This window comes from Serratia odorifera, assembly GCF_041448735.1.
Lineage (GTDB): Bacteria > Pseudomonadota > Gammaproteobacteria > Enterobacterales > Enterobacteriaceae > Serratia_F > Serratia_F odorifera.
Genome location: NZ_JBGMUT010000008.1, coordinates 49796 through 63535 on the forward strand (window position 1 = coordinate 49796; position 13740 = coordinate 63535).

At 57.6% G+C, this 13740-nt stretch carries 10 protein-coding genes; 3 read left to right on the forward strand and 7 right to left on the reverse strand.

The features are described 5' to 3' along the window. The first annotated feature begins 228 nt into the window (after positions 1-228). From prlC to ACCC84_RS17925, 3 genes are all read left to right on the forward strand, one after another. The gene (gene prlC / locus ACCC84_RS17915; RefSeq protein ID WP_004956424.1) at positions 229-2271 is read left to right on the forward strand and encodes an oligopeptidase A; all 2043 of its coding nucleotides are present in this window, start codon (positions 229-231) and stop codon (positions 2269-2271) included. A gap of 8 nt (positions 2272-2279) precedes the next feature. Beyond that, a complete protein-coding gene (rsmJ, locus tag ACCC84_RS17920) occupies positions 2280-3038 on the forward strand; it encodes a 16S rRNA (guanine(1516)-N(2))-methyltransferase RsmJ (protein ID WP_039991384.1) in 759 nt (252 codons plus the stop codon). 205 nt (positions 3039-3243) lie between these two features. After that, positions 3244-5142: a bifunctional metallophosphatase/5'-nucleotidase gene (locus tag ACCC84_RS17925; RefSeq protein ID WP_371902144.1), complete on the forward strand. Its 1899-nt coding sequence runs from the start codon at positions 3244-3246 to the stop codon at positions 5140-5142. A 38-nt stretch (positions 5143-5180) separates the two neighbouring features. On the opposite strand, the gene ACCC84_RS17930 is transcribed toward ACCC84_RS17925, so the two are convergent. The 7 genes from ACCC84_RS17930 to gdhA all read right to left on the reverse strand — a co-directional run bounded on the left by ACCC84_RS17930 (position 5181) and on the right by gdhA (position 13655). After that, positions 5181-5783 (reverse strand): KpsF/GutQ family sugar-phosphate isomerase, encoded by a 603-nt coding sequence (locus ACCC84_RS17930; protein ID WP_004956420.1) that lies wholly within the window; start codon positions 5781-5783, stop codon positions 5181-5183. Beyond that, positions 5780-7417, reverse strand: coding sequence for an FGGY-family carbohydrate kinase (locus tag ACCC84_RS17935; RefSeq protein ID WP_198773693.1), 1638 nt, complete (start codon positions 7415-7417; stop codon positions 5780-5782). The genes ACCC84_RS17930 and ACCC84_RS17935 overlap by 4 nt, the downstream gene beginning before the upstream one ends. 48 nt (positions 7418-7465) lie before the next feature. Further along, a complete protein-coding gene (locus tag ACCC84_RS17940; RefSeq protein ID WP_004956417.1) occupies positions 7466-8419 on the reverse strand; it encodes an ABC transporter permease in 954 nt (317 codons plus the stop codon). A gap of 1 nt (position 8420) precedes the next feature. Then, positions 8421-9410, reverse strand: coding sequence for an ABC transporter permease (locus ACCC84_RS17945; RefSeq protein ID WP_004956415.1), 990 nt, complete (start codon positions 9408-9410; stop codon positions 8421-8423). Next, complete coding sequence (locus ACCC84_RS17950) at positions 9403-10902, reverse strand: sugar ABC transporter ATP-binding protein (RefSeq protein WP_004956414.1); 1500 nt, start codon at positions 10900-10902, stop codon at positions 9403-9405. Before ACCC84_RS17950 ends, ACCC84_RS17945 begins: the two co-directional genes overlap by 8 nt. Before the next feature lie 98 nt (positions 10903-11000). After that, the gene (locus tag ACCC84_RS17955) at positions 11001-11984 is read right to left on the reverse strand and encodes an autoinducer 2 ABC transporter substrate-binding protein (protein WP_039991383.1); all 984 of its coding nucleotides are present in this window, start codon (positions 11982-11984) and stop codon (positions 11001-11003) included. A gap of 327 nt (positions 11985-12311) precedes the next feature. Beyond that, positions 12312-13655: an NADP-specific glutamate dehydrogenase gene (gdhA, locus tag ACCC84_RS17960; RefSeq protein ID WP_039991382.1), complete on the reverse strand. Its 1344-nt coding sequence runs from the start codon at positions 13653-13655 to the stop codon at positions 12312-12314. Between the last annotated feature and the right edge of the window lie 85 nt (positions 13656-13740).

The following is a 13740-nucleotide window of genomic DNA, read 5'->3' on the forward strand; positions in this document are numbered from 1 at the left end:
ACCGCCTGGCCAGCTATCTGTCGGATCAGGATGGGCGCGTTCATGCCGCACCCTCTGATAACCCGGCATCTCCAGCGGTGTCGGACAGCGCTATTAACGCGTGGTTTAAGGCACTATCCATCAATGCCGACCATTGATTTTCGCCTCGCTTGGCTCCATGTTAGTTAATCATACGCATTTTAAGGCCCGTCGGTTGCGGCGGGCCCCAACGCTAATCAGGACTGCCCTATGACAAATCCGTTGCTGACACCGTTTTCCCTGCCGCCGTTTTCCGCTATTCGCCCTGAAGATATCGTGCCTGCGGTGCAATCCGCGCTGAACGATTGCCGCGCCGAGGTAGAACGCGTGGTCGCGCAGCCGGGGCCGTTCACCTGGGATAATCTGGTGCAGCCACTGGCGGAGTCTGACGATCGCCTGTCGCGCATCTGGTCGCCTATCGGCCACCTTAATTCGGTAAAAAACAGCCCGGAACTGCGTGAAGCCTATGAGCAGGCATTGCCGCTGCTGTCGGAGTACGGCACCTGGGTAGGCCAGCACGAAGGGCTGTATCAAGCCTACCGCAATCTGAAGGAAGGTGATGCGTTCGCTCAACTGACCCTGCCGCAGCGCAAGGCGGTGGAAAACGCGCTGCGTGATTTCGAGCTGTCGGGCATTGGCCTGTCGCCGGAAAAACAGCGTCGTTACGGTGAGATCGTCGCGCGGCTGTCTGAACTGGGTTCGACCTACAGCAATAACGTGCTCGACGCCACCATGGGCTGGAGCAAACTGATTACCGACGAAGCCGAACTGAGCGGTCTGCCGGCCAGCGCATTGGCACAGGCACAGGCGATGGCGCAGGCCAAAGAGCAGGAAGGATGGCTGCTGACGCTGGACATGCCGAGCTACCTGCCGGTGATGACCTACGCCGACAATCAGGCGCTGCGCGAAGAAATGTACCGCGCGTTCACCACCCGCGCCTCCGATCAGGGGCCGAATGCGGGCAAATGGGATAACAGCGAAGTGATGGCGGAAACCCTGGCGCTGCGTCACGAACTGGCGCAACTGCTGGGTTTCGCGACCTACGCCGACAAATCACTGGCCACCAAAATGGCGGAAACCCCGCAGCAGGTCATTGGCTTCCTGAACGATTTGGCCAAGCGCGCCCGCCCGCAGGCGGAGCAGGAACTGGCCCAGCTACGTGCTTTTGCCCAACAGCATTATGGCGTCGATCAGCTGGAAGCGTGGGACATTACCTATTACGGCGAAAAGCAAAAACAGCACCTGTTCTCGATCAGCGACGAACAGCTGCGTCCGTACTTCCCGGAACAGCGCGTTGTCGATGGGCTGTTTGAAGTGGTAACACGCATTTACGGTATTAGCGCCAAAGAGCGTAAAGACGTTGATACCTGGCATCCGGAAGTGCGCTTCTTTGATTTGTTCGATGCGAGCGGCGCGCTGCGCGGCAGCTTCTACCTGGATCTGTATGCGCGCGAGAACAAGCGTGGCGGTGCCTGGATGGATGACTGCGTTGGCAGCCTGCGCAAAGCCAACGGCGAGTTGCAAAAACCGGTGGCCTACCTGACCTGTAACTTCAACCGTCCATTGGGCGACCAGCCGGCGCTGTTTACCCATAACGAAGTGACGACGCTGTTCCATGAGTTTGGCCATGGCCTGCACCATATGCTGACGCAAATCGATACCGCCGGCGTCGCAGGCATCAGCGGGGTGCCGTGGGATGCGGTCGAACTGCCAAGCCAGTTTATGGAAAACTGGTGCTGGGAGCCGGAAGCGCTGGCATTTATTTCCGGTCATTATCAGACCGGCGAGCCGCTGCCAACCGCACTGCTCGATAAGCTGCTGGAGGCTAAAAACTATCAGGCGGCGCTGTTCATTCTGCGTCAGCTGGAATTTGGCCTGTTCGACTTCCGCATGCACTTTGAATACGATCCGCAAACCGGTGCGCAGATCCTGCCGCTGCTGGCCGAGGTGAAGAAAATGGTCGCGGTGGTGCCGTCGCCGAGCTGGGGCCGTTTCCCGCACGCGTTCAGCCATATCTTCGCCGGCGGCTATGCGGCAGGTTATTACAGCTATCTATGGGCGGAAGTGCTGTCGGCAGATGCCTATTCGCGTTTTGAAGAAGAGGGTATTTTCAACGCTGAAACCGGCCAGTCGTTCCTGGATAACATTCTGTCGCGTGGTGGTTCGGAAGAGCCAATGGAGCTGTTCAAACGCTTCCGTGGCCGTGAGCCACAGCTGGATGCTATGCTGCGCCATTACGGAATCAAAGGGTAACTCGACACGTGAGCGTGTGTTTATTGTGTGAAGCAGGCGCCGATCCCGGCGCCTTGTCTATTTTGGCCGATCGTTGGCAACTGACATCGGACGACCAGGCGCTGATGGCGTTAGTGTTGACGCCGCAACGGCTGGAGCTGCGCAAGCGCGACGAGCCGAAGCTCGGGGCGATTTACGTCGATTTTGTTACCGGTCCGATGGCGCACCGGCGACGCTTTGGTGGCGGTCGGGGTGAAGCGGTAGCCAAGGCGGTTGGCATCAAAGGCAACTATTTACCGGATGTGGTGGACGCCACCGCCGGGCTGGGGCGCGACGCCTTCGTGCTGGCGGCGCTCGGTTGCCGCGTACGCATGCTGGAACGCAATCCGGTGGTGGCGGCACTGCTCGACGACGGCCTGCAGCGCGGCTATCAGGACGCTGAAATCGGTCCATGGCTGCGTGAGCGCCTGACGCTGCTGCATGCCTCCAGCCTGACGGCGCTGGCGGAACTCGAACCGCGGCCGGAAGTGGTCTACCTCGATCCGATGTATCCGCACAAACAGAAAAGTGCGTTGGTGAAGAAAGAGATGCGGGTATTCCAGTCGCTGGTGGGTAGCGACGACGACGCCGATGGCCTGCTGGCACCGGCGCGCCGCCTGGCGACCAAACGCATCGTGGTGAAGCGCCCGGACTACGCGCCGCCATTGGCGAACGTGCCAGCACATGCGGCGACGACCACCAAAAATCACCGTTTCGACATCTATATGCCGGATCCCCTTCATACTTGACGCTGCAGCGCCAACTTGCCGCCAGGCCAATTATTTCGGCGAGCTCCCGGTACTTGCGACGCTGGTACAGCATTGACGAATATCGGGAGGAGTATTCATTGAGCTACCTCCCATTTCTCTGAATCAACCTGAAAACACTCTGGATAAAATGCAAAGTGGATCGCATGATTCCCTTTCATTTCCCCCGCCTATAATTAGATAAAAAATGAAAAACACGCTGCTTGCCGTATTGCTTTGCCTGGGAACCTCCGCGATGGCCGCTGAACCTGTCAATATCACCCTTCTCGGCACTTCCGATCTGCACGGTACCTTCGTACCCTGGGATTATTCCACCGACACCGAAAATCTGGCCGGCAGCCTGAGCCAGATCGCCACTCAGATCCAGCAGATCCGCGCCCAGCAGCCGAACGTGATCCTGGTTGACGCCGGCGACACCATTCAGGGTAATTTTGTCGAAACGTTTAAAAACGAAAAAACCAGCCCGATGATCCTCGGTTTTAATGCGCTGGAGTATGACGTCTGGGTGATGGGCAACCACGAATTCGACTTTGGTCTCAAGCCGCTGGCGACCTCGATCAATCAGTTCACCGGCACCGCATTGGCCGGCAATATCCTGTGGGACAGCGGCAAGCCTTATCTGCCGGCGTATAAAATCATCGAACGTCAGGGGGTGAAGATCGGCATTATCGGCATGGATACGCCGATGACCGCCGAATTCGCCAAGGGCACCGATCGGGTGAAGGGATTGAACTTCACCGATCCGGTGCAGGCGGTCAGGCAGGTCATTCAGCAGATTCAGGGACAAGTGGACGCCATCGTGCTGGTGGCGCATATGGGTATCGACAACGAGAATCAGCGGCCGGGCACCGGCGTGGGCGATATCGCGCGCGCCAACCCGGAGCTGGCGGCGATCGTTGCCGGCCATATGCACGTCAAGGTGGATAAGGAAGTGATTAATGGCGTGATTGTCACCGAACCGGATAAGTACGGCCGCGCGCTGTCGCGCATCGATCTGCAATTTGAGCAGCACAACGGCAAATACCTGCTGGTCAACAAAGACAGCTACACCTACCCGATCAAGGGCGTTGCGTCGGACAAAAAGCTGGAGCAAATCTATCAGCCGTACCACACTATCCTGCGCGCCAATGCCAACCGGCCGATTGCCCAACTGTCCGGCCAGGACCTGGTGCCGCCGGATGCGGTGAAGGGCATTCCACAGGTTCACGTGCAGGATACCGGCATCAGCCGGCTGTATCAGCAGGCCAGCCGCTATTACGCGCCACAGGCGCAGGTGATTGCGTTGCAGATAGACAACGATCGGCCGAAGCTTAACGTCGGTACCATCACCGCCAAGGACATTGCCTTTAATTATCAGTACGCCGGTGGTGAAATTACCGTCTATCAGCTCAGCGGCAAGGAACTGAAAAAGTATATGGAATGGTCGGCAGGCTATTTCAATCAGCTGCACGACGGCGACGTGACATACAGCTTCAACCCGCAGCGGCGCGCCTCCAAATACTCCACCAATGATTTCTTCGACGGCGTCACCTATAAAATCGATCTGCGCCAGCCGGTGGGGCAGCGCATTATCGAGCTGAAAATGAACGACGGCACGCCGGTCACCGACGAGATGCCGATACGCCTGGGGATGAACAGTTACCGCATGGGACACCTGACGCAGCAGGGCGGCGCGCTGGAGGGGATGCAGTTTCCGGTATTGTCCGACAGCAAGGCGCAGTACGGCGAAGAGGCCGGCACCATACGTAATCTGACCCTGCGTTATCTGACCGAGGTCAAGCAAGGGCAATACCAGGGAAGTACGCAGCAGCGCTGGCAACTGGTTGGGCTGACGGGCTATGACCGTGAACGTCACATCGTCGAAAAACTGCTGAATGACGGTAAAATCAGCGTGCCGACCACGGCGGATGGACGTTACAGCAACGTGGCGTCGATTAACGTAAAAGGATTGCTGTTCAGCGATCCGCAGGCGCGCCGTCAGCAGGAAGCGATGCTAAAACAGCAAATTGCCGGCACCGACGATCCGCAGTTGAAGCGGCAGTTGAACGATCGGCTGGTGATTATCGCGGCGATCAATAAAGCCTGATGGACTATGGGCCCGGCGTGCCGGGCCTTATGGCAGCGTTAATGCTCTTCGCGCAGGCTTTTGCCGACGTTGCCGCCCGGATGTACCGCCAGCAGCCGGTCCTTATCGTAGCCGCTTCGCACCATCAGACAGGCGCAGGCGGCGTCGAAAATCGCCAGTACCAGCACGATCGAGGTGGTTGCCAGCATATTCAGCGGATCTACCTCATTTTTCACCCCGGTGGCGATCACCAGCTGCGCGGCGCGAGCGATGGCGGAGTCCGGGTTTTCCGTGACGCTGATCAGCGTCACACCTTTGGCGGCCAGCGTCGGCAGCAGGCGCGTCAGCTCCTCGGAATTGCCGCCGCGCGAGATCATGATCAGCAGATCGTCGGCACGTAAAAACCCCAGATCGCCATGCGCCGCATCGGTCGCGTCCAGAAAAATGGCCGGCTGTTCGACGCAGGCCAGCATATGGGCGATTTTACGCGCCGCAATGCCGGAGGTGCCAACGCCGGTTACCGCAATTTTGCCCCGGCAGCCGCTTAACAGCGTCATCAGGCGTTGCCAATCGGCGGCGTCGATGCGCTGATCGAGCTGCGCCAGCTCGCGACTGTACAGTTGCCAGGCCTCGCTAGCGCGTTGCCACTCCTGTTGGCTCATGCGTCCTCCTGCATCAATTGGCGATATTTCATATGATCGTGATACAGCTGGTGGAACACGCGGTATTTACGATCGTAGTAGCGCTTGATGTCATTGGTTTGCGGCGTCACGGTTTTGCCGATGCGGCTCATGGCATTCATCGCTTCCGGCAGGGTATCGAACACCCCGGCCGCCACGGTAGCCATCATGGCGCCGCCCAGCAGCATCGCTTCGCTTTCCTCCGGCAGCAGCATGGCGCAGCCGGTGGCGTTGGCATGTTCCTGCACGAAAATCGGGTTCTTGGTGCCACCGCCGCTGGCCATGATGGTATCAATGCTATAACCGCTCTGATTCATGGTTTCGATGATATGGCGGGTGCCCAGCGCGATGGCCTGAATGGTCGCCAAATAGTGCAGCGCCATGTCTTCCGGCGTGCGTGACAGCTTCAGGCCGGTCAGCGTGCCGGTCAGCGTCGGGTTGGCGCGTGGCGAACGGTTGCCGTGGAAGTACGGCAGCATATGAATGTCCTGGGTCAGGAAGGCGATTTTCTCCGGTTCGCCCGCCATGCGGCGTAGCAAGGCGTTCAGCACTTCATATATCGTCTGGTTATGCGCTTTGGCCTGCGACAGCAGTTCTGCATAGCACGGGTGCGACTGAATCACGTGATCGATCAGCGCGCCGGTGGCGGACTGGCCGCCTTCGTTCAGCCAGTATTCCGGCAGAATGGCAGAGTAATATGGCCCCCACACGCCGCCGATAAAGCGCGCGGTGCGCGACATCGCCATATGGCCGGTCGAGGTACCACCAATTAACGCGATGCGGCGATCGAAGTCTGCCACTTCGCCAGAAACGCCGGTGGCGCCAATGGTGCCGAGCGTGCCGGCGTGGGCATCAATGATCGACACGCTGACCGCGGTGCCGGCCATCAGGCCCATTTCGCTGGCGGCACGTTGCGTCAGGCCATGACCGAGCGGTTCACCCATGATTTTGACGTCGCTGCCAATTTTTTCCGCGTCGTGCTCCAGCAGGTCTTCCAGCCCGATCTGCTTGAAATAGCTCTTGTCCCAGCGTTGCTCGTGACCAAGATAGGTCCATTTGCAGACCGTCGAACACAGCGAACGGGTCGCATCCTGGGTCGCGCGCCAGGTCAGGAAGTCGGGCAGATCGAACAGGTAACCGGCGTTGGCCCAGGTGGTCGGCATATGCTGCTTGAGCCACAACATCTTCGGCGTTTGCATTTCCGGGGAAATCACGCCGCCAACGAAGTCCAGCACCCGGTGTTTGCTGGCGTTGATGCGTTCGGCCTGGGTAATGGCACGGTGATCCATCCACACGATGATGTTTTGCTCGCTGCGGCCGGACGGACTGATGGTCAGCGGTTTGCCTTCCTTGTCCAACACCACCAGCGAACAGGTGGCGTCAAAACCGAGTCCTTTCACCTGAATCGGATTGATGTCGGCCTGGTTGACGGCGTCGCGCACCGCGTTGCACACCGCTTGCCAGATATTGTCGGAAGACTGCTCGACAAAATCCGCCTTTGGCCGATAAATGTCAATTTCGCGGCTGGCCTGGCTTACCATCCGGCCGTTCAGGTCAAAAACGCCTGCGCGTGCACTGCCGGTTCCGACGTCTACGCCAATAAAATAACTCGCCATTATTTTTCTCCGTATAAGATTGCACCGGTTAACAGTGCGCAGCACAACCTAGGCTTTTCGATTTTGTAATGCGATAAACAGGATCAGCACGCCGCCCCACAGCGCCATGGTCAGATAACTGCTGACGCCGAGCAGGTTGAGGCCGCTTTCGATCATTTGCAGCACGATCAGCGCCAGCACCAGACCGAGAATACGACCAAAGCCGCCGTCCGGATTGATGCCGCCGAGCACCGAAGCCAGAATGGTCACCAGCAGGTAGGATTCGCCATAGCCGGCCTTGGCCGAGTTGAATTTTGCCATCATCAGTAGCGCCGCACCCCAGCCGAGCAGGGCGGACAGAATATAAACCGCGATCTGCACCCGGGCGGTGTTGACGCCGCTGAACTGCGTCGCCTGCTGGTTGGAGCCCAGCAGATACAGGCTGCGGCCAAGCGTGGTGTGCTCTAGCAGAATCCACAGCCCCGCCGCCACCAGCAGAAACAGCAACAGCGCCAGTGGAATGCCGAACAGGCTGCCGTTGCCAAGATACTGGATCGCTGCCGGGAAGCCGGAAATCACTGCGCCGTTGGACAGCAGGATATTCAGACCGGTTATCAGCGTCATGGTGCCGAGCGTGGCGAGGATCGGCGAAACGCCAATCCAGGCAACCAGCGCGCCGTTCAGCATACCGATGGCGACGGCAACGGCCAGCCCGGCCAGCAGCGCCAGTCCGAGGAACAACGGTTGGTCCGGGTGGCTGACGATGATGGCTGCCATCACCAGCGAGCAGGCGTTGGCGCCGGCAATAATCGACAGATTGATACCGCCGGTCAGCATGGTGATACCCATGCCGAGTGCCAACATGCCGAGGATCGGCAACTGTGAGGCGATCGACTGGAAATTGCCGGCGCTGAAGAAACGCGATCCCAGTAATCCGGCGAACAGCAGGGCGACGATGATAATGATCGCGCTTTGCAGGCGGATGATCCGATCGCGTGGGATCATGCGGGTTAATTGCGTCATGTCATATCTCCTTGGCCAGCTTACGTTTTTCATTCCAGGCGGTGCTACTGATGCTGATCAGAATAATCAGCCCGCTGAATACCGTGTGCCAGTATGAGGACACGCTGAGCAACGTCAGGCCATTTTGCAGGAAGGCCAGCAATACCACGCCAAGCAGGGTGCCGGTGAGCGAACCGCGTCCGCCGGTCATGCTGGTACCGCCAAGCACCACCGCCGCCAGCACCGTCAGTTCAAAGCCGAGCAGCGAGTTTGGCGCCACCGATTGGGTGATTTGCGCCTGCACTACCGCGGCGATGCCTGCCAGAATGCCCATATAGCCATAGACATAAAAATGCAGCCGCAGCAGATTCAACCCCAGGCGCGATGCGGCGTCGCGGTTGCCGCCCATGGCGAAAATCTGGCGGCCGAGGCGGGTGAAGTTCATCAGGACGCCGGTAACGATAATCACCGCCAGCAGGCACAGCAGCGGCAGCGTCAGGCCGTAGTCATAGCCGTCGCCGGCGGTAAACGAGAACCAGTTGATGCCATCCATGAACCAGTCTGGAAAACCGTACAGCCAGGTGCCATTGGTGGCATACACCAGCAGGCCGTAGAACAGATTCAGCGTGGCGATGGTAATGATAATCGCCGGTACCTTCAGCCAGTACACCAGGAAACCGTTCATCAGCCCGAGCAGCAGGCCGACGCCGATGGCCATGGCGAACGCCAGCGGAAAGCTGCCGCCGTGAGTAATGATCCAACTGGCCATCACGTACTGGGCGATGGCGGTGATCGCCGGGAATGAAATATCAATTCCGCCGGCAATCAGCACCACAAACAGGCCGCAGGCCAGAATGCCGAGAATGGCGTAGCTGGTGGCGACGTCGGTCAGGTTGCCCAGCGTCAGAAATTCATCGGTGCCGATACTCAGCCCCAGCGCCAATACCAACACCAGCAGGCCAAGATAGAATTCATGCCGCCCGGCCAGGCGAGCGAGAAACGACTTATCCATTCACCACCTCGGCGATCTGTTGTTCGGTGCAGTGATGCGGCGAAAATTCGGCGACCAGTTCGCCTTTGCGCATCACCAGTACCCGATGACTGTTGTAATAAGCTTCCGGGATCTCATCGCAGATCATCAGTACTGCCATGCCGCGTTCGGCCAGATCTTTGGCGATCTGGTAGATCCCTTCCTTGTTGGCGATATCGACGCCGACGGTCGGCGAGTCGAGGATCAGGATCTTGGGTTGGGTCGCCACCCATTTGGCGATGGCGATGCGCTGAGCGTTGCCGCCGGACAGGGTTTTTACCGGCAGCGCGCTGTCGGACACTTTGATATTCAGTTCGCGAATCAGCGAGTTCACCAGATGGCGAGCCTTTTGGTGATCCAGCAGGCCGAGTGGAGTATGCAGCTGGTCGAACACCGTGACGATGGTGTTATCGTAAATCGATTGCTCCATGATCAGCCCTTGCGTCAGGCGATCTTCCGAGACGTAGGCAATGCCGTGGCGCACCGCTTCGCGGTTGTTGTGTAGGCGTACCGGCTGGCCGTCAACGCGTATTTCACCGCTGTCCGGTTGCGTCATGCCGAACAGGCTCAGGCACAGTTCGCTACGGCCGGCCCCCAACAGACCGACGATCGACACGATTTCGCCGCCACGCAGTGCCAGATTGATATTGCGGTATTTATCGCGGCGGCTAAGGTTGTTGATCTCCAGCAGCGGGGTGCTCTCCACCGGTGGCCGCGCGGGCAAATGACTGTAGTGGAAGCGTTGGCCGGTCATCAGGAACGCCAGTTCGTGGCTGTCCAATTCGCTCGCCGGGTAGGTGCCGACCAGCTTGCCGTCACGCATCACGCTGATGCGATCGGCAACTTCCATCACTTCATCCAGTCGGTGGCTGACAAAAACCACGCAGATGTCGGCGGCTTTCAACTCATTGACCACGCGCAGCAGACCGTCAACCTCCTGACGCGTCAGCGAGGCGGTGGGTTCATCCATGATCACCAGCCGGGCTTCGGCGGCGATGGCGCGGCAGATGGCCACCAGTTGGCGATCGGCAATCGACAGTTTCTCGACCTTTTTGTCTGGATCGATGCTGACGCCAACCCGTGCCATGGCGTCCAGCGCCATCTGACGCATGCGGTTGCGTTTGACCCAGAAATGGCCGCCGGGCAGGTAGCGGTGAATGGCGATGTTTTCCGCCACCGTCAGATTGGGAAATAACGAGAGATCCTGATAAATCACCTGAATGCCATAATGGCCGGACAGCTGTGGCGTCAGGGCGTGGAATAATTTTCCTTCCAGTGAGATGTTGGCACCTTTTTCCGGCTGATAGACGCCAGAAATAACTTTGATAATGGTACTTTTACCACAGCCATTTTGCCCGGCCAGGCAATGCACCTCGCCTTTATTGAGCGTCAGGCTTATTTGGTCCAATGCCAGCACGCCGGGGAACTTTTTACTGATATTTTCCAGCGTGATAAATGCGGTAGAGGATGTCATGGCAATAACCTATGTTGCGACGGTATAAACCGTGGGCGCAGCCGGTCGAGAACTGCGCCGTTACGTTTATAAATTCCCGGTGTGGCGAATATTAAAAATCAAAAGCCCAGTGACTTGGCGTTATCTTTGGTAACTTCCAGAATTTTATTAAACCGAATCACTTTGTTGTCCATATCGACGTCGGCTTTACCCAGCCCTTCGATCGACAAATCTTTGGTCACCGCCTTGCCTTGCAGCAATTGATCGGCCACCGTCACCAGCGCATAGCCGGCGTCTTTCGGATCCCACAGCAGCGCTTTTTTAATGTCGCCGCGCATCAGGTAAGGCGCTGCCTGCGCTGGCATGGCGATGCCCACCACCGAGATCTTGTTCTTGGCGCGTTTCTTGGCCACTGCCTGCCCGGCGCCGATTGGCCCCAATGAACCGAAGCCGATGATGCCCTTCATTTGCGGGTAGGTTTTCATCAGATCCAGCGTGGTGGAATAGGACTTGTCGATGCTTTCAGCCACCGGCAGACGCTGGGTGACTTCGAACATGTCAGGGTATTTTTCTTTTTGATATTTAACCGCGGAATCGGCCCAGGCATTATGCAACGGCACGGTCAGCGAACCGACATAGATGGCGTAGCCGCCTTTGCCGCCCATATCCTTGGCCAGCTCATCGATATTGGCCTGCGCATATTTCTCGCTATCGATGGTTTCGATATCCCACTGACCGATCTGCTGGTCCGGCGATTCGTGGGTCAATACCACAATGCCTTTGTCGCGCGCTTTCTTCAGCACCGGCTCCAGCACCTTGGCGTCGTTTGGCACCACGATAATGGCATTGACGTTTTTGGCGATCAGATCCTCAATCACTTTGACCTGCGCGGCGGGGTCCGGCGTTGACGGACCGGTCTGATAGGCGTTGACGTCGAGCTTTTTCGCCGCGTCGTTGACGCCGACTTCCATGCGGTTGAACCACGGAATGCCGGTGACCTTGGCGACCACGGCGATTTCATATTTTTCAGCAGCAAAGCCCGGTGTTGATAACATGCACGCAGAAACCACACATGCATTTAATAATGCGAGGTTAAATTTCATAGCTGTACCTTTTCTTATCTGTAGGGGTGGCGGTTTTTCCACCGCTGCAGGTTACAAAGGAATGGAAGAGGGGGCGTAGCCAAAGTTGGAAAAATGTGATCTGTGCAGATTAAGGTAAAATTTAGCGGTTTAATATGTTAAATATAAGTTAAATAAATATGGCGTGGTAATTTTACTACAGTTTGTTAGCCGTTATTAACCAAATAATTATCAATTTACATACATATAAATAACATTTTCGCGATGGCGAGAATAAAAAAATGCCGACGTTGACGCCGGCATGAAAGGTTTTACCCGCTTTGTGAGGCAGATCACCCGCCGTGGCGGTTACAGTACCCCTTGCGCCAGCATGGCGTCCGCAACCTTGACGAAACCGGCAATATTGGCACCGTGAACGTAGTGCGTCTGCTTGCTGTTGCCGCCATGTTCCACGCAGGCCTGGTGAATATCCGCCATGATATGTTGTAAACGAACATCAACTTTCTCCGCCTTCCAGCCGATGCGCGCGGCATTTTGCGCCATTTCCAACCCGGAGGTGGCTACTCCGCCGGCATTGGCCGCTTTGCCGGGCGCAAACAGGACGCCGGCCTCCAGGAAAGCATCGGTGGCCTGAATGGTGGTTGGCATGTTGGCACCTTCGGCCACGGCTTTGATGCCGTTTTGAATCAGCGTTCGAGCGGCGGTCAGATCGAGTTCATTTTGAGTGGCACACGGCAGCGCGATATCCACCGGCAGGTTCCACGGCTGCTCTCCTGACAAGAAAATCAGGCCGCGCTCACGGGCGTAGTCTTCTATACGGCCGTAACGCTGGTTTTTGATCTCGGCCAGGTGCGCCAGCTTTTCGCTGGTGAAACCGGCTTCATCAACCACGGTGCCACCGGAATCGGACGCGGTGACAACGCGGGCGCCCATCGCCAGCGCTTTTTCAATGGCGAACTGCGCCACGTTGCCAGCGCCGGAAACCGCCACGCGCATGCCTTCAAATCCGAGCCCGTGGCGCTGCAGCATGGCCTGGGTAAAATACACCAGGCCGTAGCCGGTGGCCTCCGGACGTATCAGGCTACCGCCAAAGGACAGACCTTTGCCGGTAAATACGCAGGCGGTATTGTTGGACAGTTTCTTCATCATGCCGGCCATAAAACCGACTTCACGCCCGCCAACGCCGATATCACCGGCTGGCACGTCGGTATCCGGCCCAAGATGGCGATACAGTTCACTCATCAGCGCCTGGCAGAAGCGCATGATTTCACCTTGGCTTTTGCCTTTCGGGTCGAAGTCGGCACCGCCTTTGCCACCGCCCATTGGCAGCGTGGTCAACGCGTTCTTGAAGGTTTGCTCGAAGCCGAGAAACTTCAGTATCGACAGGTTAACCGATGGATGAAAACGCATACCGCCTTTATACGGTCCGATGGCGGAATTGAACTGTACGCGCCAGGCGCGGTTGACCTGCACCTGGCCGGCGTCGTTCACCCAACTGACGCGGAATTGAATGGTGCGCTCAGGTTCGACCAGCCGTTCCAGCAGGGCATATTCGCGGTAGCGCGGGTTTTGCTCAATAAACGGCCAAAGCGAGGTGAAGACTTCACGCACCGCTTGCAGGTATTCGGGTTGATAAGGATTTTGCTGCTGTAAAGTCGCGAGGAAAGCGTCAAGAGATACGGCCTGATCCATGGAGAACTCCTGTGGCATAGTGGTTGCCCCCTTTATGGTTATCGGTTTGAAAATACGGGGGAAGATATTGTGTCTTTTTTGACTA

Excerpts from the sequence above, each read along its gene's own strand:
- ACCC84_RS17950 (WP_004956414.1), bottom strand. The coding sequence starts at position 10,902 with ATGACATCCTCTACCGCATTTATCACGCTGGAAAATATCAGTAAAAAG.
- gdhA (WP_039991382.1), bottom strand. The coding sequence starts at position 13,655 with ATGGATCAGGCCGTATCTCTTGACGCTTTCCTCGCGACTTTACAGCAG.
- ACCC84_RS17945 (WP_004956415.1), bottom strand. The coding sequence starts at position 9,410 with ATGGATAAGTCGTTTCTCGCTCGCCTGGCCGGGCGGCATGAATTCTAT.
- ACCC84_RS17940 (WP_004956417.1), bottom strand. The coding sequence starts at position 8,419 with ATGACGCAATTAACCCGCATGATCCCACGCGATCGGATCATCCGCCTG.
- prlC (WP_004956424.1), top strand. The coding sequence starts at position 229 with ATGACAAATCCGTTGCTGACACCGTTTTCCCTGCCGCCGTTTTCCGCT.
- ACCC84_RS17930 (WP_004956420.1), bottom strand. The coding sequence starts at position 5,783 with ATGAGCCAACAGGAGTGGCAACGCGCTAGCGAGGCCTGGCAACTGTAC.
- ACCC84_RS17955 (WP_039991383.1), bottom strand. The coding sequence starts at position 11,984 with ATGAAATTTAACCTCGCATTATTAAATGCATGTGTGGTTTCTGCGTGC.
- ACCC84_RS17925 (WP_371902144.1), top strand. The coding sequence starts at position 3,244 with ATGAAAAACACGCTGCTTGCCGTATTGCTTTGCCTGGGAACCTCCGCG.
- ACCC84_RS17935 (WP_198773693.1), bottom strand. The coding sequence starts at position 7,417 with ATGGCGAGTTATTTTATTGGCGTAGACGTCGGAACCGGCAGTGCACGC.